The following is a 21,261-nucleotide window of genomic DNA, read 5'->3' as shown; positions in this document are numbered from 1 at the left end:
TTTCCCTTCTTAATTAAAATTCAAATCCACCGCTAGAGCCTTTATTCATTGACTCATAAACAGCAACTACATACTTTTTTCTTAAAGTACAATCAAAAAACTCATTACATGGTTTGCAAGAGTTTAAATCTTTAGATTCTTGACAACTTTTTAAATCTTTTAAAACATCTTCAAGATTCTTTTCCCAAATATCAAGCTCTTTTTGTTCAGACATTTTTACTATAAACTTCCAAAACTCTTTTTATTTCATTGTTTGAACCAAAAAAACAAGGAGTAGTATCATGAATGTGAGAAGTTTCTACCTCTAAAACTCTTTTAAATCCATCAATAGCACCGCCACCAGCTTTTTCAAAAGCTAATGCAAAAGGAAATACTTCAAATAGTTGTCTTAATTTACCTTTTGGTTTATCACTAGTACCTGGATAAGAGAATAATCCTCCACCTTTTAATAAAATTTGATGAAGATCTGGAACCATTCCTCCACTATATCTTAATCTGTAACCGTCATTGAAAATATCATCAATTAATTGTTTATGAAAAGGAGCCCAACAGTTTTGTGTTGAACCTGGAGCATTTAATTTCCCTTTTTCATTTAATTTGATATTCTGAATAAATTTAAATTCATTATTTAAAAGTCTATACATTTTTACATCATCAGTTGTAACTACCATTTCAACTCTAGGACCAAAAACTACATAAACTGAAGCAATTATATTTTGTGCATTAAATTCATTTTTGTAAATACCAAAAATTGAACCAACGCTTAAATTTACATCTACTAATGAAGAACCATCAAGTGGATCGTAAGCTATTAAAAATTCTCCATCACTATTTATATTTTTAATACTATCTTGTTCTTCACTTACTATTGCTTTTATACTTGGAATTTTTAAAAAAATTTCTTCAATTATCTCATCACTTTGTATATCTAATTTAAGTTGAGTATCTCCAGTGCTATTTTCACTTTGAGATTTACCTGTATCTCCAGTTTCAATTAAATATTTTATTCTTCTTGCTGATTCTTCTATTGCTTTAATTATCTCTTGCATTTATACCCTTTTCGCATTTTTATCTATCCAGTTTATAATATCTTCTGGACTATTTAAATTTAAAATATCTAAGTTTTTTGGAATTGAATTTTCATCAATGCTATCATCGATTGCCAAGGCATCAGAAACATTGAAATAGCTTTCATCTAGATTATTTCTAAAAATAGAAATTCTAGGTAATTCCAGAGTTTTTAAACCCTCAACAAGCAAATAATCAAAATCATCAAATATAGAAATCAATTCATCTATAGTTGAAGTTCCTTTTTTAAATATCGTTGTTTTATTTGGGCTAACTACTGCAACATCGGCACCTGTTTGAGAGAATTTAAATGAATCTTTTCCCTCTCTATCAAACATTGCTTTATCTTTTGGATCGTGTTTTACTATACAAACTTTAAAACCACTATCTTGTAAGATACTTGCAACTTTAACAATAGCTGTTGTTTTTCCACTATTTGATGGACCTGAAAAGGCCACTACTAATCTTTTTTTATTCATGGTTTGGATTTTATCTAAAGAATTGTTAAACTCTATTTATAAAAATATTTCTTAAAGGCTTTGTAATGTACAATAATAGGCAATTTTGAAGGAGAATTTATGTATAAATTTCTATTTTTATTAGTAATTTCACTCACTTTCGTCTCTTGTACTCCAAAAAATAGTGCTTTTAGATTTTTTGATAAAAGTTTAGAAGAGACTAAAGCAGTTAAATATACAAAAAAGACAGATATAGTAAAAGATAAAGAAGTTGATACTATTTTTATGGCAACTCATTTAAATATGGTTGATCCAAAGATAGATAAAACAAAAAAAGAGCAATTCTTAGTTTTTACATATTTTACAAAAGCACAGACTCAAGATATTGAGAGTAATGGCTACAAACTATTTTTAAATCAACAAGAACCAGTTTTTTTAGAAAAAGTTGAAAATAATGATGAAAAATATAAAAATTATATGCTTAAAAATCATTGGGGAACTTATTATATTGTTGAATTTGAGAATTTAAATGATATTAAAAATTTCTCTTTGGTTTTACAAAACGAAGAGTCTAGTAAGGCGACACTAAGCTTTGTAAAATAGTTGATAGTGAGATTTTGTTCTCACTATTTAAATAGTTATTATAAATATAGTAGTTTGTTAAAACTTTTTTACCATAGTCTTTTGTTTCATTATAAGAGATCATTTCCATACTTAGAAATGGTTCAAATCTATTTTTTTCTTTAAACAAACCTTTTTTCAATTGAGTTCTTGTATAGCCAGCTCCTCCATTGTAAGCATAAGCTACGAATAAAGGATTATTATCAAATTGTTTATTTAATTTATCTAGATGATAACTTGCAAATTCAATATTTTTTTTAGGATTAAATTGTTCATAAATATTGTAATTTTGACCTAATTCTTTTGCTATATCTTTAGATAAAAAAGGCATTATTTGCATAACTCCTTGAGCACTTGAAAATGATACTGCTGATGGAATAAATCTACTTTCTTGTCTTGCTATAGAATATATTAAAACTTGCTTATCAATGTCATAATTTTTTAATATATCTCTATAAGGAGTTATATAGTATTGAACTTTATACTTTTCAAATCTTTCTAAAACAAAAGCCATGTGAGGTTCTGTATCTTTTGAAGAAAAAATATTATAATATTTTTGAAGTTTAATCTCATCTAAATTTTTCTTTGTATCTTCAACCACTTCATCCCATAGAAAAGGATTATAAACATCATAATTTGTAGATTGATTTTTTAAATCTATATCGTAAAAAATATTATCAGCTTTTATTCCTAATAACTCTTTTGCATAAAGTGAATAGATATTTATATCGCTACTATTTGCTAATTCATTTAAATAGTTTTTATCATTTGAACTTAAATATAGCCAATATAGTGACTTATCTTTATCTGATTTAGAATAAGAGTTATTAAATGATTGATTGAAAAAATCTTTTGCTTTTGTTAAATCTTTATTGTTTATAGCATTTATACCAAGCATAAAAGATATAGTTGAAGATAAATTTATACTTTTATTCAAGTTATGTAGTGATTTCTGAATATTTTTTAATTCTTTGTCATAAATAACATATCGTAGAAATTTTTCAAAATCTTTACTTTTTGATATTTCATTTAAAAAATTTATATCAATAAATTTATTTAGATATTTACTTCTATAATTGTCACTTACATCAAAAAATATTTTTAAAAATCTAGAACTATCACTATTTCTTAAATCTTCAAAAACAGTATTTGAGGCTATAGTTTGCAAATCTTTTTTTAAAGTAGGGTAAGGATCTAATTTTGAAATAAAAAATTTTAAATCAGTTTTTGACAAATCAGAGGCTTTTTTTAATGAGCCTAATGCTAGTGCAATACATCTTGAATTTTGAGATTTTAACTCAATAATAGATGCATTGTAGCAAAATCTATCCTCTGGTGATATCTTGTCATTGAATTTTTGTTTGAAAGCTTTATCTAAAGTGGCATTGTTGCCTTTTCTCATATCATAAGCTTTTTTTGCCATATCATAACTTAGATTTTCATCTTCTAGATATTGTAAAATAAAGAAATCTTTTGCACTAGATTTTGGTCTATTTTCTAGCCAATCAATTGTAACTTTAAAATCTTTTTGCATAAAATCAGTTTTTGGACTTTCAAGTGCAAAAAGATTTAAAGTAAGAGTTGAAATTAAAGAGAGTTTTAAAATAGCTTTTGTCATATCAACTTACATTAAAACTTTTTGTAAAAATGTCTCTAAAAAAATCAAAGCAAAGATTAAAATAAGAGGGGCTAAATCCATTCCACCAAAAGTTGTTGGAATGATGTTTCTTATTTTTGCATAAACTGGCTCTGTTAGTCTATAAAGCATCTGAACTATTGGATTATATGGATCTGGTCTTACCCAAGATAAAAGAGCAGAAATTATTACAACCCATTTATAAAGAAAAATAATACTAAACAAAACAGTTAAAATTGAACTAAATAAAGCATCTATCATCTTACAATTTCTCCTATATAGTTTTTAATAAATGGATAAATATCAGCTAAGTTAGGTCCATTTTCAACACCTGTTAGAATATATCTAAGAGGCTTAAATAGATTTTTTCCTTTTAAAGCTGTATTTTCAGTAACATGATTTTTTAAATCATCATAGCTTTCAAAGTAAGAAGTTTTTTGTAAAACTTCTTTTACTTTCTTACTCTCTTCTTCAAAACCTTCTAAAGTGGTTTTTACACTAAATATATCATCTAATTTTGCTTTTATCTCTTTTATTGTGCTAGCTTCTTCTAAATATAGTTTTGCTAATTTACCAATATTTTCATCAGCAAATCCTAAAATTTTTGATAATCTCATTTCATCTAGCATTTCAATATGTTTTCTATTTATAAATCTTAGTTTATCAATATCAAATTTAGCACCACTTTTTGAAACATTTTCAATTTTAAACCATTTTATAGCTTCTTCAAGAGTGAAAATTTCTGTTGGAGTTTTATTTCCTATTAAAACTAAATAATTTGCTATGGCACTTGGCAAAAATCCTTGTTCAATCAACCATTTAACACTACTTGCATCATCTCTTTTACTCATTTTTTTACCTGTTTGAGCATTTAAAATGATTGGTAAATGAACATATTTTATCTCCTTTGTATATCCTAAAGATTCTCTAATATGTATTTGTTTTGGAGTATTAGAAACGTGATCTTCTCCTCTAATTACCATAGAAATGTCCATTAACATATCATCAACAGAACAAGCATAATTATAAGTTGGAGTTTTATCTTGTCTTAAAATAATAAAACTATCAACATCAAACGGTGCATAATCAAAATCACCTTTTAAAACATCTGTGAATTTAATATTATGATCTGGTTTTTTTAATCTTACTGTAAATGGAGCATTTGTGTTTAAAACAGTTTCATCACTTAAAGTTTCACAAAAACCATCATATCTAAAAGGAATTCCTTTTTTAATACTCTCTTCTTTTAATTCTTCAAGCTTAGTATCACTACAAAAACAAGCAAAAGCTTTTTTTTGAGTCATTAATTGAAGTGCCATTTTTTGATGATATTTTAAATTGTCACTTTGATAAAAAACGCTTACATAATCAATAGAAAATAGATTTAAAATTTCTAAAATTTCTTTATCTTTTCCTTCTATATTTCTAGCTTTATCTGTATCTTCAATTCTAATAATTAGCCCTTCATTTAATTGTTTTGATACTATATAATTGAAAATTGCAACTCTTAAATTTCCTATGTGCATATCACCTGTTGGGCTTGGTGCAAATCTTAGCATAAATTATTTCCTTACAACAAAAAATGTTAAATTATTTAACTCAGTATGAGTTTTAATATATGAATTTAAATCTTCCAAAGTTAAATTTTGAATTTTTTCAATCTCCATTTTTGGATAATCTTGACTTAATCCTCTAAAATCAAGCATAAATGCTCTGTTTAATCTTTGTGCTAAAGTCTCTGTTCTAAGAGGTTCACTTCCACTTAAGAAATTTTTAGCAGCTTCTAATTCTTCTTTAGTAACACCATTTTTTACAAACTCTTCTACTAGAGAAATTACAATATCTCTTGCTTCTTTATAACTTTCATTTTTTGTTTGTAAATAACCACTAAAACTAGAGTAAGATTTATTAATATTTATATTTGAATAAGCTGAATAAGCTAAACCTCTTTTTACTCTTATCTCTTCCATTAATCTTGAACCAAATCCAGAGCCACCTAAAATAAATGAAGCGACTTTTGCCTTATAGTTATCTTCATCTTGGCTATTTGCATTGAAATTTGAACCAAAGTAAATATAAGCTTGTTCAGTAGGTTTTAAAAGTTCTTTTTCCTCTTTTTTAGAAGTAAATTCTATTTTAGAAGTTTCTTCTTTATTTCCCGCTTTTAACTCTTTTAAAATAGGAGTTATTGATTTTGCTAACTCTTCTAAAGTTATATCACCACCTGCAACAATAACTAAGTTATTTAAAATTAAAGAGTTAGATAAAAATTCTTTAATATCTTTTAAATTAATTTTAGAGATTGTCTCAATAGTTCCATTTGAAGGATTTGCTAAAGGTGTTCCATTGTAAAGTAGGGCATTTAAACCTTTACTAGCTACATCATCAAAATCATTCTCTTTTCTTTTAATGCTTCCTGTTACTAAAGTTTTTACTTTAGAAAGAGCTTTTTCTGAATAGTTTGGCGATTTTAAAAGTGAATCTAATAATTCTAGAGCTAAAGTTGATTTTTCTTTTAAGCTTGAAAGTTCAATTGTTAGAGTTTCAAAACCAATTGCACTATGAAGTGTTATAGCATTGTCATCTAATTTTTCTGCAAATTTTGTAGCTCCCAATTCTTTTGTACCTTCATTTAAAATTTTTGAAGATAGATTTGCTAATCCTAAACTATCTTTATCTTTTATGTAACCAGAATTTTTAAAAATTAATTGTAAATTTAAAATTGGAAGTGACTTTTGTTCTTCAAAAATCACTGGAATATCAACATTGTTTATATTTATATGCTTTATAGTCGCACTCATTAAACTTCCTTGTAATATTAAAAAAATATATAAAATATATCTTATTTTCATTTTTCGTTAAAATCTCTCTAATATATTATAAGCTGTATCTCTTTTTGCAGGAAATTCATCTATATCTTTTATTAATCTAATCATCTCTTCTTGATTCATTCTATTTGCTGCACCTGCCGCTTTTACAACATTTTCTTCCATCATTGTACTACCTAAATCATTTGCACCAAATTTTAATGCCATTTGTCCAATATAAGAACCTTGTGTAACCCAAGAACTTTGAAGATTTCTAAAGTTATCTAAATATAATCTTGAAACAGCAAGAAGCCTTAAATATCTATTTGAAGATTGAGGCTTTATATCAGGAATTTCTTTTGTTAGTTCAGTATTTTCTCCTTGAAAACTCCACATAATAAATGCTCTAAATCCATCTGTTTCATCTTGAAGTGTTCTTATTAAATCCCAGTGTTCAATAATCTCTTCATCTGTTTCAACAGTTCCAAACATCATAGTAGCAGTTGTTTTCATACCTATACTATGAGCTGTTCTATGAATTTCTAACCATTTTGAAGTATCCAATTTTTTTGGAGCTATTATATCCCTTACTCTATCACTTAAAATTTCAGCGCCAGCACCAGGAATAGAGCTCAATCCTTTAGCTTGAAGTCTTTTTAAAACTTCTAAAATAGATATTTTTGATACTCTTGCTATAAAATCAACTTCAATTGCAGAAAAACCATGAATTGTAATTTGAGGATATTTTGTGTGAATATGTTCTACTAGCTCTTCATAATAATCAATTTTTAAATTAGGATGGACTCCACCTTGAAAAAGAATTTGAGTTCCGCCAATAGCTAGAAGTTCATCAATTTTTTTATCAATTTCATCAAATTTTAGAACATAAGAATCATTATCTTTTTTATGTCTATAAAAAGCACAAAATTTGCAATCAACCCAACAAACATTTGTGTAGTTTATATTTCTATCTACTATAAATGTTGTAAGTTTTTCTGGATGTAGTTGTAACTTTTTTTTGCTTGCAAGTTCGCTTAATTCAAGTAAAGGAGCGTTTTGTATTAAATAAAGAGCATCCTCTTTACTTAATCTTTTTTGAAAATCTACTTCTACTTTTTTAGTCATTAGAAGCTTGCTCCAAATGAGAACTCAAATGAAGATGTATCATCACCTGGTTTATCTCCTATTGGTCTAGCAAATATTAATTGTAGTGGACCCATTGGAGAAACCCACTCTAAAAGTGCTCCTGTTCCTGATCTTGAAATTTCGCTAAATGAGTTTTCACCTATCATACCATAATCATAGAATAATCCCCATCTCATTTTCGCACTAGGTACTAGAGGGAAACTAACTTCGAATTGATTTGCCCACATTTTTGTATATGGATCTTGATAAAATCCAGATTCATTATTTGGGAATGCATAAGATTTATAACCTCTTAAAGTTCTAGGACCTCCAAGATATAAAGAATCTCCTTGATTTATTTGACCATTATCTATTAGAACTTTAGCTTGTGTTTTAAATCTTAAAATCCAGTCAAGATCTGTTAAATCTTCTAAAGAATAAAAATATCTAAAGTTAGCACTTGGTTTTACATATTTCGAATCTCCACCAACTCCAGCATATTCAGCTGAAATATTAGATCTCCAACCTTCTCTTGGAAAATAGAAATCATCTGTATTATCAAAGTTTATGTATGGAGTAATAGAACTATTAAGATAATCTTGGTCTTTAAATAACTTTTTTTCTCCAGAAGCAAGTTTACTTATAGTGTCAGGATTATTTAAAAAATTACTATCGTAATCATAAGTTTCTTTTACTGAATCAAGAGAATATTTTAAACCAGCATATGTATCTCTAATTATCTCTTTTCCTGCACCAATTGAGAAACCTTTTGCTTTTACATCAGAATCATATTTACTTCTTCTAATTTCATTATCAGTAGCATGAATTTCAACTTCACCATTATAATCACTATCTTTAATAGCTGGATTTTTTAAGCTAAGTTCATATCTAGTTGTTCTTTTTGATAAATCAGCACTTAAAGAAAGAGCAAGTCCTGAACCAAATATATTTGAATCACTAATAGACCCATTTACCATGAATTTATCGTAAGAACCATATCCTCCACCTAGCATTAAACTACCTGTTGGAGCTTCAGTTACTTTTACAATAATATCCATTTTGTCATCACTGATTCTTTTTTCTTCAATTTGTACATCTTCAAAGAATCTAGATCTTTTTAATTTATTTGTTGAATCTTTAAAATCAGTCATATTATATAGATCACCAGGAGCTAGATATACATCTCTTCTAATAACTCTATCAAGTGTTCTTGTATTTCCTGAAATTTTTACATCATTTATATATACTTTTTTACCTGGAACTACACTAAATACAACATCAACTTTATGCTCAGCTTCATTTTTCTTTAAATCAAATTTTACATCAGCAAAAGCATAACCTTGATTTGCTACTTGAGTTTTTATATATTCTTGATCTTGTCTTAATTTCTTAATATTGAAAGTTCTATTAACTTTTAATTTTAATTCTGGGTAGATATCATCAGGATTAACAATAGAAGGGTCTAAAAATATTTTAATATCTGTAGTTGTATATTGTTCTCCTTCTTTAACAAAGAAATCTAATTTTGCTTGATTTGATGCAAAATCAACATCTAAAAAAGGTTCTTTAACATCTGCGTCTAAGTAACCTTTTTCAAAATATAGATCATTTATTCTTCTTGCATCATACTTTAATTGGTCTAATTTTAATTCACCTGTATTTTGTCCAAACCACCAAGATGCAAACTCTTTTTCTTTATTTGCTGTTACTTCATCAAAATCACTTTGTTCTAAATTACTAGCACCATGATATTGAGCTTTATTAATAATGATTTCATCACCTTTATTTACATAAAATGTAACTTTTTTAGCATTTTCACCTAAAGTTTCTACTTCTGTTTCAACAACAGAGTTTATAAAACCTTCACTTTCTAGCATACTTAAAAGTTTGTTTTCAGCCTCTTTTACTCTTTTTTCAGTATACATAGAACCTTTTTTGAATTTAATAATATTTTTTATATTATCTATATCTTCGCTTCTTGTTTTATATCCTTTGATATCAACGCTTGCAACTGAAGGATTTTCTTTAAATTTAAATAATAAATTTCCATCATTATTTAAAACTTCAACATCCTCAAAATAACCATATTTATAAAACTTTACAACGGCTTCATTTAGTTTATTTTCGTCTAGTTTATCTCCAACTTTCATATCTATAGTTTCAGCTAAAACCTGAGGAGATAATTTATTTACATCTTTATATTCAATAGATTTGATTGTAGTTGCACTAAGTAGTGTCGCACAAGTCAATGATAAAAGTATTACTTTGTTTTTCACAGGTGTCCTTAATTTGCATAATAAAGCAATAATATATCTAAAAATAGTTTATATAAATCTAAAGTAAGATATAATTTTCTTTAATTTATTTAGAAAAGGTTAAATTTTGAATATAGGAATTATAGGTTTAGGACTTATGGGTGGTTCTTTAGCAAAAGCTGTAAAAAGATATGGGATTGCCGAAAAAGTTTATGGTTTCACAAATAGTGAAAAAAATAAAAAAGATATTTTAGAATTAAATTTAGTTGATGAAATAGTTGATTTAGAAACTTTAAAGAAAGTAAGTGATGTTATTATTTTATCTATACCTGTTGATGCAATTATTGCTATGTTTCCAAGTTTTCTTGATATTGATGAAAAAACAACTATTATAGATATGGGATCAACAAAAGAATATATTGTTAAAAATATACCTTCTAAAATAAGAAAAAACTTTATAGCAGCTCATCCAATGACTGGAACAGAAAAAAATGGTCCAAAGGCAGCTATTGATAATTTATATGAAGGTAAAACTGTTGTTTTATGTGATTTAGAAGCTAACGATAATATCCACGTAAATAAAGCTTTTAGAATTTTCCAAGAAATTGGTATGAGAATAGTAGTTATGGATAGTAAAGAGCATGATGTAAATGCTTGTTATATATCACATTTACCACATTTAATCTCTTTCTCTTTAGCAAATACAGTTATGAGTCATCAAAATCCAAAAGAGATTATTGCTCTTGCTGCTGGTGGATTTAAAGATATGAGTAGAATTGCAAAATCTAGTCCAAGAATGTGGGGAGATATTTTTAAGCAAAATAGAGAAAATATGCTTGAATCTATAAAATATTTTGAAGAGCAGTTAAATCTTGCAAAAAATATGATTAAAGAAGAGAAATACGAAGAATTAGAAGAGTGGATGAAAAAAGCAAATAGCTTACACGAAATTCTATAATTTATATATTTTTCAATACAAACTAACATATTAATAATACAAAAAAACTTTTTATTGACATATAATTACTTCAAGTTAGTATTTACTAGCTTTAAGTAACAAAGGTTGTTTATTATGACAAAAAAAGTTTGGATTATTGGTGCTAGTAGTGGAATTGGTTTAGAATTAGTTAAATTATGGCTAGAAAATAATTTTCAAGTAATTGCAAGTTCTAGAGATATTGAAAATTCAACTAAACTTTTAGAATTAAAATCTAAATATTTAACTAATCTTGAGCTTATAAATATTGATGTTTTAGATAATCAAAATGTAGAGAAAACTGTATCTAAAGTATTTAATATTTTTAATGGCTTAGATATTTGCTTTTATAATGCAGGTGTTTATGAATCAATGTCTTATGAAGAGTGGAATATTTCAAATTTTGAGTCTATGATAGACATAAATTATTTAGGTGTTTTAAGAGTTTTAAAACCTCTAATTGTTAATTTAGAAAAACAAAAACAAAAATCAAATATAGTTTTAAATGCAAGTTTAGCAAGTTGTTTTGGTTTACCTTATGGTGGCGCTTATAGTGCATCAAAAGCTGCTTTAGTAAATATCGCACAATCACTGCAACCAGAATTGCAAAGAAAAAATATCTATTTACAAATTATAAATCATGGTTTCGTAAAAACAAGACTTACTGCTAAAAATGATTTTGAAATGCCTCAGTTAATGGAAGTAGATTATGCAGCTAAAAAAATATTTGATGAACTAAATAAATCTTATAAATTTGAAATCTCTTTCCCCTTTATGTTATCTAAATTTTTAAGAATACTTAGTTTCCTACCATACAGTTGGAGTTTTTCTATAACAAAGAAGTTTTTAAAATGATTAAAACAAAATTTTACACAATAAGCGATGTTAGATTTTGAATAAAAATACCCTAAAAAGCAAAGAAGTATTCCTTTATGGCATCCTTGGAATTCCTATTGCTTTTTTGGGTTTTCCTTTATATATATACTTACCAACTTTTTATGTAGAACATATTGGTTTAAGCATTGGATTTGTTGGTTTTATTTTACTAATTGCAAGAATATTAGATATGATAGCTGATCCATTTATTGGACGATTTTGTGATATTTATAGTACAAAATTTAAAATTATATTTATATCTTCTTTTTTTCTAATTGCAGGTTTATTTTTTTTAATAAAACCTTTTTATAACAGTTATATTTGGTTGTTTGTTTTTTCAATAATTACTTACATCTCATATAGTTTTGTCTTAATTCCCTATTTAAGTTTAAATTCTATTTTAAGTAATAATGAAAAAGATAATACAAGATTAGCTTTCTCAAGAGAAATTTTTATAATTATTGGTGTTTTAATATCTCTATTAATTCCCTATATTTTTTTAGTTTCGAAAGATTCAAAAAAAAGTTTAGAGATTTTACTATATTTTATTTTGGCTATTTTTCCGATTATTTCCATAATTTTTTATACAAAATTAAAATCTTTAGAAATTAAAAATAAAAATATTGTTCATAATAATTTTTTAGAATCATTAAAAAACTTTTTTATTAGTTATCCAAATCAAAAAAGACTATTTTTTGCTTTTTTATTTAATAACTTAGCAAATGCTCTTCCTGCAACTTTATTTTTATTTTTCGTAAAATATATTTTAGTTTTAGAAGATAAAACTGGTCTATTTTTAATAATATATTTTTTGAGTGCAATTGTTACTTTTCCTATTTGGATAAAAATTTCAAATAAATTATCAAAAAAAACTACTTGGATTTTATCAATAATTATTGCTATTAGTGCATTTATTTTTGTACCATTTTTAAATGAGGGCGATTTTATATATTTTACTCTTATTTGCTTTTTTACTGGAATGTGTTTGGGAGCTGATATGGCATTACCATCATCTATTCAAGCTGATGTTGCTAATTTTACAAAACAAAAAGAGGATTTAACAGGAGTTTTGTTTGGTTTTTGGGCTATGATTACAAAATTATCATTAGCACTAGCTGTTGCAATATCTTTTATAACTTTAGAATTTACAAATTTTGAAAATGAAAACATAAATCAATACTCAATTTTTGCAATTATTTTTTTATATTCAATTCTACCAATAATATTTAAAATATTTTCAATTATTTCATTACTTAAATATCAACTGACAAAATAAGTATACAAAATTCTCTTTTTTTATAATAAATTAATAAAGTTTATTAAAGGAGTATTTTTGAAGTCTATATTTTTAACAATATTTTTTTCTTTAACCACCCTTTTTGCAAATAATTCGATTGATGCAAAAAAGTTTTCAGGGCTTTGGTATGAGATTGCAAGAGTTGAAAACAAATTTCAAACTTCCTGTGTAGCATCAAGTGTTGAATATAAACTTGAAAATGATAACACATACGATGTTTATAATAGATGTTTTGAAAATGAATTAAATGGAAAATTAATCGAATATAATGGTTCGGCAGAACTAGAAAATAATGAACTTTTTATGAGATATTTTTTAGTTTTTACAAGTTCATACAAAATAGAGTATATAAATGATTACAAAACGGCGGTTATTACAAATAATGATTATTCAAATGTTTGGATTATGAGTAGAACTCCAAATATAGATAAGTTTGAATTAGAAAATATATTAAAAAACTTAGAGAAAAAAATGGATACTTCAAAATTAATTTTTACAAAACTTGATCCAAAAGGAAAATATAAATGAAAATAGCAGTTTTAGGAGCTGGAATTAGTGGACTTGGAAGTGCTTATATTTTAAGTAAAAAATATGAAGTTGACTTATATGAAAAAGATAATAGATTAGGTGGACATGCAAGAACTACTATGGTTGAAGAAAATGGTAAAGTTTTTGGTGTAGATACTGGTTTTTTAGTTTTTAATCATCCTACTTATCCACTTTTAACAAAACTATTTAAAGAGTTAGATGTAAAAATAGAGAATTCTGATATGAGTTTCGCTTTTTGGGATAAAGATGAAAATAGAGCTTATAATGGTTCTTCTTTAAAAGGTATGTTTGCTCAAAAAAGAAATCTTTTCTCTGTAACTCACTATAAAATGATAAGTGATATTTTAGCTTTTAATAAAAAAGCAAATCAAGATTTAGAAACAAATAGTAAAGACTTAGATAAAACTTTAGGTGAATATATAAAAGATTATTCAAATGCTTTTAAAAAGAGGTATTTACTTCCAATGGGAGCTGCTATTTGGTCAACTCCAAGTGATGAAATGAATCTTTTTCCAGCAAGAACATTTTTAACATTTTTTAAAAACCATGGACTTTTAGGTGTAACAACACATCATCAATGGCTTACTGTTAGTAATGGAAGCATAAATTATGTAAATAAAATTAGAGAAAAGATTTCTGGAAAAATATTTTTAAATTCAGATGTTATAAAAGTTCAAAGAGAACAAAATGGGGTTTATTTAATTCATAGAAATGGGAATAAATCTTTTTATGATAAAGTAGTTCTTGCTATGCATGCACCTGAAGCTTTAGAGATTTTAGAAAATCCAACACAAAAAGAGATTGAGATTTTAAGTGCTTTTAAATATAAAGAAAATAGTGCAGTTTTACATAGTGATAATAATATTTTATACTCAGATAAAAAAATGTATGCAGCTTGGAACTATACAAGTTCAAATAAACAAAATCAAGTTGTGACTTTGACTTATTGGATAAATACTTTACAAAATTTAAAAACAAAAAAAGATTATTTTGTTTCTTTAAATGAAACTCAAAATATAGATAATGTAATTGAAAAAATATCTTATGACCATCCTCAATTTGATACAAAAGCTATAAAAATGCAAAATAGAAAAGATGAAATATGTGGACAAAATAATACATATTTTGCAGGAGCATACTGGAAATATGGGTTTCATGAAGATGGACTTTTGAGTGCTACAAAAGTAGCTTCGAAACTTGGATGTGAATTTTAAATGAAAAATATATCAAATCACAATATTTATGAAGGAACTATTTATCATAAAAGATTTCTTCCTAAAAAACATGATTTTAAATATAACTTTTATTTATTAGATATTGATGTATTTGATTTAGAAAGTTTGAAAAATAGAATTTTTTCATTAAATAAATTAAATTTTATGAGTTTACAAAGTTCTGACCATTTTGGAACAAGTATTGATTTTTTAAAAAATATAAAAGAACTTTTAAAAAAATTTGATTTAAAAGCTACATCAAAAATGAGATTTATAACACTTCCAAGGGTTTTAAACTTTGTTTTCAATCCAATTAGTGTTTTAGTTTTATTTGATGAAGAAAATTCTCCAACTCATATTTTAGCTGAAGTTCACAACTACAATAATGGTAGGGTTGTTTACCCCGTAAAACTTGAAAAAAAGAATAACTCCTATTTTGGTGTTGTAAAAAAAGATATGTATGTATCACCATTTTTTAAGTGTGAGGGAATTTATGCATTTGAGCTAAAGTATGATGAAAATAAATTATTCATAAAAATAGATTTATATGAAGATGAACAACACAAATTAACAGCGGTTTTTAACTCAAAATCAAAACCTTATAATTTTAAAAATATATTAAAAATATTTCTAAGATATATGTTTGCAACTTTTTTAGTGGTAACTAGAACATTTTATCATGCTTTTAGGTTGTATATAAAGGGTTTAAAAATCTATTCTCCACGAGAAAATGACAAAATAAGGAGGTATTAAAAATGCAGAAATTATGGAATAAATTTGGTGATAACTTCTTTTCAAAGATAAAAATAGGAACTTTAGAAGTTATTTATAAAGATAAAAATAAAAAACTTTACGGAGAAGGTAAACTTCAAGAAAAAATCACTTTAGAGATAAAAAATAATAGATTTTTTACAAGAACTATATTATATGGAGATATTGGGTTTGCAGAAAGCTATATTGATAAAGATTTTGAAACATCAAATCTTACAAAACTTATAGAATTAGCTCTTTTAAATGCAGAATATCTTGGAACTACAAGTGAAAATGAAAAAAATAAACTAATAAACCTAATGCCTGTTTTTAATAAAATAAAACATAGTTTACGAAAAAATTCAAAAACAAATTCAAGAAAAAATATATCTGCGCACTATGACTTATCAAATGATTTTTATAAATTAATGCTTGATGAAACTATGATGTATTCAAGTGCAGTTTTTTCGGACAAAAACCAAGATTTATATGAAGCTCAAAAAAATAAATTAGAAAAATTATCATCAAAATTAAATCTAAAAGAGGGCTCTAAAGTTCTAGAAATTGGTTCAGGATGGGGAGCTATGGCACTTCATTTGGCAAATGATAAAGGATGTGATGTTACAACTGTGACTTTAAGTAAAGAGCAAAAAAAACTTTGTGAAGATAGATTTAAAGAACATAAAGTTGAAGATAAAATTGATATCTTACTAAAAGATTACAGAGATTTAGATGGTACTTTTGATGCAATTATAGCTGTTGAGATGTTTGAAGCAGTAGGACGTGAGTATTTTCATATATTCTTTAAAAAGTGCCAAGAGTTATTAAAACCAAATGGAGTTTTAGTACTTCAAGTAATTACAATGCCGGATCAAAGATATGAAGCTTATTCAAAAGGAACAGATTTTATACAAAAGTATATTTTTCCAGGAGGACATCTTCCAAGTATTTCAAAAATTCTTCAAGTTACAAGTAAACATACAAGATTAAATTTAAATCATCTTGAAGAATTTACTGAAGATTATGCAAAAACTTTGAATATTTGGCATGAAAACTTTGAAAAAAAATTAGATGAAGTTAAGAAATTAGGATTTGATGAATATTTTATACGAATGTGGAGAATGTATTTAAACTACTGTGAAGCAGCATTTAAAACAAGAAATATAAATCTTCATCAATTAGTTTTTACAAGAGATCAAAATATAGATTTAAATAGAGGATTAATAGCATGAAAAGTTTAATATTTATTTTTTTAACAATAATTTTATTTACAGGATGTTCAAGTATGAAAATAGAAGATTTTAATAATACAAAACCAGAGTTTATTCCGCAAGAATATTTTAATGGAAATTTAAAAGCTTACGGAATAGTAAAAGATAGAAGTGGGAAAATAACTAGATCATTTAAAGGAACTATGGTTGGTTCATGGGATAAAAATGGTATTGGAACACTAGACGAGTATTTTGTTTATGATGATGGTGAAGAGATGAAAAGAGTTTGGACTCTAAAGCCAATCGGAAATAAAAAATTTATAGCAACAGCAAATGATATTATAGGTGAAAGTCCAATGATAGCAAATGGAAATACTGTTATGATTGATTATATTATGAGAGTGCCATACAAAAGTTCTACAATTGATTTAAGTGTTCAAGATTGGCTTCATTTACAAGATGAAAAAGTTATCATTAACCATTCTAAAATGAAAAAATTTGGATTTGTTGTTGGAGAATTGGTTATTACAATTATAAAAGAGTAGGTATGTAATTTATTAGATAGAATTCTATCTAATAAATTTAGACTTAATAAATACTGAAATTAATCGTATATTAAAGTATAAATTAATAAAAAAAGCAAATATTAAGTCTATTTAGTTTATATTTATAGCTAAAAATAATTTAAAATTAAAGGAAAATTTTTGGATCCCGATATACAGTCCATTCTTATGCTCATAGCAGCAGTACTACTAGTTCTTCTAAATGGTTTTTTCGTTCTATCTGAGTTTGCAATTGTTAAAGTAAGAAAAAGTAAACTTGAAGAGTTTGTTAAACAAAAAAAAGGTGGAGCTTCATTGGCATTAAAAATGTCTAACTCTCTTGATACATATCTAAGTGCTACACAACTTGGTATTACATTTTCTTCTCTTGCATTAGGTTGGATTGGTGAACCTGCATTAGCCAGAATTATTGAATCAAATTTCTCATCATATTTTGCTGGAGATTCTGTTTTATTACATACAGTAAGTTTCATTATTGCTTTTGCTCTTGTGACATTTTTACACGTTGTTTTTGGAGAGATAGTACCAAAGTCAGTTGCTATTGCAAAAGCTGAAGTTATGGTTTTATATATTGCAAGACCATTGTATTTATTCTGGATAGTATTTTATCCTCTTATTAGATTCTTTGATATTGTTGCTGCTTTCTTTGTAAGAATGCTTGGAGTTAAAGCTGCAACTGCTCATGATTTAGCGCACTCTGAGGAAGAACTTAGAATTATTGTAAATGAAAGTTTTAAGGGTGGTTATATTGATTCTGTTGAAAGTGAAATTATAAAAAATGCAGTTGACTTTTCAGAAACTATTGCAAAAGAGATTATGACTCCAAGAAAAGATATGATTTGTATTAACTCTGAGAAAAGTTTTGAAGAAAATATTAAAAGAGTATTAAATTCAAGACATACAAGATATCCATATTGCCATGGTGGAAAAGATAATATAACGGGGATGATTCACACTAGAGATTTACTAAATAGTGCTTTACAAAACAATATAAGTGACTTTTCTAAGCTTGTAAGACCAATTATTATGGTTCCAGAGAATACTTCAATTTCTTCTATCCTTACAAGAATGAATAAAAGTAGAATTCATTTAGCTTTGGTTGTAGATGAGTATGGTGGAACTTCAGGATTGATTACTATGGATGATATCCTTGAAGAAATTATTGGTGAAACGACAGATGAACATGATCCAAAACAAGAAACTATCAAAAAAATAGACGAAAATACTTATGAACTTGATGGTATGGTAAATATTGAAAAAGTAGAAGAAATTTTAGATATAAGTTTCGATGAAACAGAGTTTTCTGTGACTATTGGTGGAAGAATTATAAGTTTAATTGGTGGAATACCTGTTGTTGGTGAAATAATTGAAGACGAAAATTGTACATATGAAATTTTAGAGATAAATAATAATAGAATCAAAAAAATCTTATGTAAAAAAAATCAAGAAGTAGAATCAGAATCTAAAGATTCTTAACTCTTTGTATATTAATTTCCAATCCAAATTTGGATTGGAAATACTTTTTATAAAAATATCTAATTAATCTTTTCTATTGCTTCAAAAACTTTTATAGCTTGAGAATGCTCTTTAACGTCGTGACATCTTATAATTGATGCACCATATCTAATAGATTCTAAATGAATTGCTAATGTTCCTGGAAGCCTATCTATAACTTCTGTAGGAGTAATCATATTTATCATTGATTTTCTACTCGCACCTATTAAAAGTTCATATCCAAAATGTTTGAAATGTTCTAAATTTTTAAGTAGAAGCAGATTGTGTTCTAAACTTTTTCCAAAACCAATTCCAACATCTAAAACTATATCTTTTACACCAAAATTTTTTACTTTTTCAACTCTTTCTTTAAAGAAATTGTCAATTTCAACTATTACATCTTCATAATATGGATCATTTTGCATATTTGTTTGATTATTTTGCATATGCATAATTACTGCTGTTGCATTATATTTTGCTACAAGTTCACAAACTTTATCGTTTTCTAGTCCAGTTATATCATTTATTATTTTAAAACCATGGTCTAAAACATAATTTATAACTTTTGGTTCATATGAATCTATTGAAAATTGAACTTTATCATAATATTTATTCTTATAAATAGTTTGAGCTATATCTTTTACTCTATCTAATTCAATTTCAGGACTCACAGGAAGACTTCCTGGTCTACTTGAAACAGCACCAATATCTATAATATTGGCTCCATCTTCAATCATTTTTTCTATTTTTTGAGAAGCTGATGAATTATCAAATCTACTATTTTTAAAAAATGAATCTTCATTTGCATTTAAAACACCCATTATTTTTACAGGAAAGTTTTCTTCATGTAGAAAACTTTTTAACACCTTTGCTAATTCTTTTAATCCAAAAGGTTGAGCTAACTCTTTTTTACTTAATATTTCAATATGTTTTATAGTTCCAATAAGCATTACATTTACATGTTTATCTCTTGCCACAATAACACCTTCTGGAACAGCTAAATCAGCTCCTATAGATAATGCATCTTGTTTTAAAATATTTGCAGCACCAACATGCATATTTTTTATTAAGAAAGTATGAACTTTTGTTTTTTTAGACATTATTTTAACGCCACTATTATCACAATTAAGCTTTGTTAAAAATGCATTAGCATCATTTAGTGAAATTTTATAAATATCCATAATTAAATCTTTTTGTTAAATAAAGTTAAAAGAAGAAGAGTCAATACATTTACGGGTTTTGAATTTAAATCTAAAAGTTTTATAGATTTAGAAAAAACTTCTAATTCTTTCTCTTTTAACTCAATTTTTTCATTTTTTATTTTTATTAAAATTTCTTCAACAATAATTTTTGCATCATTTTTAGATAACTTTTGATTGTCTTTTAAAAAATTGTAGATATCTTTTAAATCCAATTTTTTTATATTTAAATTCGATTCATTTTTTATTTCAAAAATTTTTAAATTTTTATAAGGTAACCTTGAATATATAGTTGGAAGTAGGGTGTTTTTTAAATTTGTCAATATAATAAAAACAATATTTAATGGAGGCTCTTCTAAAATTTTTAGTAAAGCATTTTGTGCTTCAACTCTAAAAGTTGCTCCACATAAAAATATATACTTTACTTCACTTGTAGCAATGTAAGCCTCTTTTATTGCTGTTTGAGCTTGTGCTATTTGAAATTCATCTTTTTCTTCATTTTTTATAACTCTTGTAGAGTGTTTTGGATACAACAAAATTTGTTTATCTAATGTATCTTGAATATCATCTACAAGTAAAATATGAGATTTAAAGAAAAAATCTTGCAAAATCAATTTTCCACATTTATTTGAGCAAATAGAGCTGCACTTAATGTTTTATTATACAATCTAAACATTTGTAGTAGTTTCATATCTAAAGCTTCATCATTTGATTTTAAATTTATAGCATCTTGTTTTTCTTCATCAAGTAGCCAAAGAAAAGAGTTCTTTGAAATTTTTGCAATATTCGCTCTATTATCTTGACTTTTCCCTATATACCAAAAACTATATCCATTTGGAAATGAAATACTTAGCATATCTTTTATATTCGTAATATCATCATCGGATTTTACTCCATCTATATATCCAAATATAGATCTAAAATCATAAAATGGTAAAAATGGTCTATTTAGTTTTGAAGAGTTTATATTTGATAAAATATAACTTAGAAACCAATCTCTCTCTTTGTCAGTAATCACGATAACTGAGTAATTTTTATCTAAAATATTTGTTATATTTCTAGCAACTATTGGAGTCCATTCAAATTTTTTCTCTTCTAACCAAGGAGATATAAGTCTATCTTCCCTGATTGTATCAACTGTCCAATTTAAAAATTCTTGCAA

The 21,261-nt window shown here is 25.9% G+C and carries 22 protein-coding genes; 10 read left to right on the top strand and 12 right to left on the bottom strand.

The features are described 5' to 3' along the window. Nucleotides 1-13: 13 nt before the first annotated feature. From ACBT_RS06675 to mobB, 3 genes are read right to left on the bottom strand one after another with little or no spacing between them, the layout of a single operon-like run. Nucleotides 14-214: a hypothetical protein gene (locus ACBT_RS06675; RefSeq protein ID WP_024775021.1), complete on the bottom strand. Its 201-nt coding sequence runs from the start codon at nt 212-214 to the stop codon at nt 14-16. Further along, entirely contained in the window at nt 207-1,049 is an 843-nt protein-coding gene (locus ACBT_RS06670) for a class 1 fructose-bisphosphatase (protein WP_024775020.1), read from the bottom strand. Before ACBT_RS06670 ends, ACBT_RS06675 begins: the two co-directional genes overlap by 8 nt. Then, on the bottom strand, nt 1,050-1,547 hold the full coding sequence (mobB, locus tag ACBT_RS06665; RefSeq protein WP_024775019.1) for a molybdopterin-guanine dinucleotide biosynthesis protein B: 498 nt from the start codon (nt 1,545-1,547) through the stop codon (nt 1,050-1,052). Between the two features lie 99 nt (nt 1,548-1,646). Here mobB and ACBT_RS06660 point away from each other — a divergent pair, with 99 nt between their 5' ends. After that, nucleotides 1,647-2,129 carry a hypothetical protein gene (locus ACBT_RS06660; protein WP_024775018.1) on the top strand — a complete coding sequence of 161 codons (483 nt, stop codon included), beginning with the start codon at nt 1,647-1,649 and terminating at the stop codon, nt 2,127-2,129. Here ACBT_RS06660 and ACBT_RS06655 read toward each other — a convergent pair. Genes ACBT_RS06655 through bamA form a run of 6 tightly spaced genes read right to left on the bottom strand, consistent with a single transcriptional unit; the run spans nt 2,098 to nt 9,991 of the window. After that, on the bottom strand, nt 2,098-3,765 hold the full coding sequence (locus ACBT_RS06655; protein ID WP_024775017.1) for a lytic transglycosylase domain-containing protein: 1,668 nt from the start codon (nt 3,763-3,765) through the stop codon (nt 2,098-2,100). The two genes, ACBT_RS06660 and ACBT_RS06655, sit on opposite strands and share 32 nt — an antisense overlap. A 6-nt stretch (nt 3,766-3,771) precedes the next feature. Then, the gene (locus ACBT_RS06650) at nt 3,772-4,044 is read right to left on the bottom strand and encodes a YggT family protein (protein WP_024775016.1); all 273 of its coding nucleotides are present in this window, start codon (nt 4,042-4,044) and stop codon (nt 3,772-3,774) included. After that, nucleotides 4,041-5,342 carry a glutamate--tRNA ligase gene (gltX, locus tag ACBT_RS06645; RefSeq protein WP_024775015.1) on the bottom strand — a complete coding sequence of 434 codons (1,302 nt, stop codon included), beginning with the start codon at nt 5,340-5,342 and terminating at the stop codon, nt 4,041-4,043. Before gltX ends, ACBT_RS06650 begins: the two co-directional genes overlap by 4 nt. A 3-nt stretch (nt 5,343-5,345) precedes the next feature. After that, nucleotides 5,346-6,584, bottom strand: a complete 1,239-nt coding sequence (locus tag ACBT_RS06640) for a M16 family metallopeptidase (RefSeq protein ID WP_024775014.1) — start codon at nt 6,582-6,584, stop codon at nt 5,346-5,348. Between the two features lie 57 nt (nt 6,585-6,641). Beyond that, on the bottom strand, nt 6,642-7,715 hold the full coding sequence (locus tag ACBT_RS06635; RefSeq protein WP_024775013.1) for a dehypoxanthine futalosine cyclase: 1,074 nt from the start codon (nt 7,713-7,715) through the stop codon (nt 6,642-6,644). Continuing rightward, a complete protein-coding gene (gene bamA, locus ACBT_RS06630) occupies nt 7,715-9,991 on the bottom strand; it encodes an outer membrane protein assembly factor BamA (protein ID WP_024775012.1) in 2,277 nt (758 codons plus the stop codon). Before bamA ends, ACBT_RS06635 begins: the two co-directional genes overlap by 1 nt. A 106-nt stretch (nt 9,992-10,097) precedes the next feature. Here bamA and ACBT_RS06625 point away from each other — a divergent pair, with 106 nt between their 5' ends. The 9 genes from ACBT_RS06625 (at nt 10,098) to ACBT_RS06585 (ending at nt 18,882) form a co-directional block, all read left to right on the top strand. Further along, on the top strand, nt 10,098-10,928 hold the full coding sequence (locus ACBT_RS06625; RefSeq protein ID WP_024775011.1) for a prephenate dehydrogenase: 831 nt from the start codon (nt 10,098-10,100) through the stop codon (nt 10,926-10,928). Nucleotides 10,929-11,042: 114 nt separating this feature from the next. Next, nucleotides 11,043-11,801, top strand: coding sequence for an SDR family NAD(P)-dependent oxidoreductase (locus ACBT_RS06620; protein ID WP_024775010.1), 759 nt, complete (start codon nt 11,043-11,045; stop codon nt 11,799-11,801). Nucleotides 11,802-11,838: 37 nt separating this feature from the next. Then, a complete protein-coding gene (locus ACBT_RS06615; protein ID WP_024775009.1) occupies nt 11,839-13,098 on the top strand; it encodes an MFS transporter in 1,260 nt (419 codons plus the stop codon). 57 nt (nt 13,099-13,155) lie between these two features. Beyond that, nucleotides 13,156-13,647: a lipocalin family protein gene (locus tag ACBT_RS06610; protein ID WP_024775008.1), complete on the top strand. Its 492-nt coding sequence runs from the start codon at nt 13,156-13,158 to the stop codon at nt 13,645-13,647. Beyond that, nucleotides 13,644-14,882 (top strand): NAD(P)/FAD-dependent oxidoreductase, encoded by a 1,239-nt coding sequence (locus ACBT_RS06605; protein ID WP_024775007.1) that lies wholly within the window; start codon nt 13,644-13,646, stop codon nt 14,880-14,882. The genes ACBT_RS06610 and ACBT_RS06605 overlap by 4 nt, the downstream gene beginning before the upstream one ends. Continuing rightward, nucleotides 14,883-15,635, top strand: coding sequence for a DUF1365 domain-containing protein (locus tag ACBT_RS06600; RefSeq protein WP_024775006.1), 753 nt, complete (start codon nt 14,883-14,885; stop codon nt 15,633-15,635). A gap of 2 nt (nt 15,636-15,637) precedes the next feature. Further along, complete coding sequence (locus ACBT_RS06595; RefSeq protein WP_024775005.1) at nt 15,638-16,864, top strand: SAM-dependent methyltransferase; 1,227 nt, start codon at nt 15,638-15,640, stop codon at nt 16,862-16,864. After that, nucleotides 16,861-17,388, top strand: coding sequence for a DUF3833 domain-containing protein (locus ACBT_RS06590; protein ID WP_024775004.1), 528 nt, complete (start codon nt 16,861-16,863; stop codon nt 17,386-17,388). The genes ACBT_RS06595 and ACBT_RS06590 overlap by 4 nt, the downstream gene beginning before the upstream one ends. 186 nt (nt 17,389-17,574) lie before the next feature. Next, nucleotides 17,575-18,882, top strand: coding sequence for a hemolysin family protein (locus tag ACBT_RS06585; protein ID WP_051429946.1), 1,308 nt, complete (start codon nt 17,575-17,577; stop codon nt 18,880-18,882). A gap of 59 nt (nt 18,883-18,941) precedes the next feature. On the opposite strand, the gene folP is transcribed toward ACBT_RS06585, so the two are convergent. From folP to ACBT_RS06570, 3 genes are read right to left on the bottom strand one after another with little or no spacing between them, the layout of a single operon-like run. Next, nucleotides 18,942-20,081, bottom strand: a complete 1,140-nt coding sequence (gene folP / locus ACBT_RS06580; RefSeq protein WP_024775002.1) for a dihydropteroate synthase — start codon at nt 20,079-20,081, stop codon at nt 18,942-18,944. Between the two features lie 2 nt (nt 20,082-20,083). Continuing rightward, nucleotides 20,084-20,707 (bottom strand): DNA polymerase III subunit delta', encoded by a 624-nt coding sequence (locus ACBT_RS06575; RefSeq protein WP_024775001.1) that lies wholly within the window; start codon nt 20,705-20,707, stop codon nt 20,084-20,086. 2 nt (nt 20,708-20,709) lie between these two features. Further along, nucleotides 20,710-21,261, bottom strand: a complete 552-nt coding sequence (locus tag ACBT_RS06570) for a HobA family DNA replication regulator (protein ID WP_024775000.1) — start codon at nt 21,259-21,261, stop codon at nt 20,710-20,712.

The sequence above is a fragment of the Aliarcobacter cibarius genome (genome assembly GCF_013372265.1).
Classification (GTDB): domain Bacteria; phylum Campylobacterota; class Campylobacteria; order Campylobacterales; family Arcobacteraceae; genus Aliarcobacter; species Aliarcobacter cibarius.
The sequence above is the reverse complement of the archived record's forward strand: the minus strand, read 5'-3'. Positions and strand labels throughout refer to the sequence as shown.

What these genes read in the sequence shown, in the direction of transcription:
- ACBT_RS06675 (WP_024775021.1), bottom strand. Translation starts at nt 214, where the DNA reads ATGTCTGAACAAAAAGAGCTTGATATTTGGGAAAAGAATCTTGAAGAT.
- ACBT_RS06670 (WP_024775020.1), bottom strand. Translation starts at nt 1,049, where the DNA reads ATGCAAGAGATAATTAAAGCAATAGAAGAATCAGCAAGAAGAATAAAA.
- mobB (WP_024775019.1), bottom strand. Translation starts at nt 1,547, where the DNA reads ATGAATAAAAAAAGATTAGTAGTGGCCTTTTCAGGTCCATCAAATAGT.
- ACBT_RS06660 (WP_024775018.1), top strand. Translation starts at nt 1,647, where the DNA reads ATGTATAAATTTCTATTTTTATTAGTAATTTCACTCACTTTCGTCTCT.
- ACBT_RS06655 (WP_024775017.1), bottom strand. Translation starts at nt 3,765, where the DNA reads ATGACAAAAGCTATTTTAAAACTCTCTTTAATTTCAACTCTTACTTTA.
- ACBT_RS06650 (WP_024775016.1), bottom strand. Translation starts at nt 4,044, where the DNA reads ATGATAGATGCTTTATTTAGTTCAATTTTAACTGTTTTGTTTAGTATT.
- gltX (WP_024775015.1), bottom strand. Translation starts at nt 5,342, where the DNA reads ATGCTAAGATTTGCACCAAGCCCAACAGGTGATATGCACATAGGAAAT.
- ACBT_RS06640 (WP_024775014.1), bottom strand. Translation starts at nt 6,584, where the DNA reads ATGAGTGCGACTATAAAGCATATAAATATAAACAATGTTGATATTCCA.
- ACBT_RS06635 (WP_024775013.1), bottom strand. Translation starts at nt 7,715, where the DNA reads ATGACTAAAAAAGTAGAAGTAGATTTTCAAAAAAGATTAAGTAAAGAG.
- ACBT_RS06620 (WP_024775010.1), top strand. Translation starts at nt 11,043, where the DNA reads ATGACAAAAAAAGTTTGGATTATTGGTGCTAGTAGTGGAATTGGTTTA.
- ACBT_RS06605 (WP_024775007.1), top strand. Translation starts at nt 13,644, where the DNA reads ATGAAAATAGCAGTTTTAGGAGCTGGAATTAGTGGACTTGGAAGTGCT.
- ACBT_RS06600 (WP_024775006.1), top strand. Translation starts at nt 14,883, where the DNA reads ATGAAAAATATATCAAATCACAATATTTATGAAGGAACTATTTATCAT.
- ACBT_RS06595 (WP_024775005.1), top strand. Translation starts at nt 15,638, where the DNA reads ATGCAGAAATTATGGAATAAATTTGGTGATAACTTCTTTTCAAAGATA.
- ACBT_RS06590 (WP_024775004.1), top strand. Translation starts at nt 16,861, where the DNA reads ATGAAAAGTTTAATATTTATTTTTTTAACAATAATTTTATTTACAGGA.
- ACBT_RS06585 (WP_051429946.1), top strand. Translation starts at nt 17,575, where the DNA reads ATGCTCATAGCAGCAGTACTACTAGTTCTTCTAAATGGTTTTTTCGTT.
- folP (WP_024775002.1), bottom strand. Translation starts at nt 20,081, where the DNA reads ATGGATATTTATAAAATTTCACTAAATGATGCTAATGCATTTTTAACA.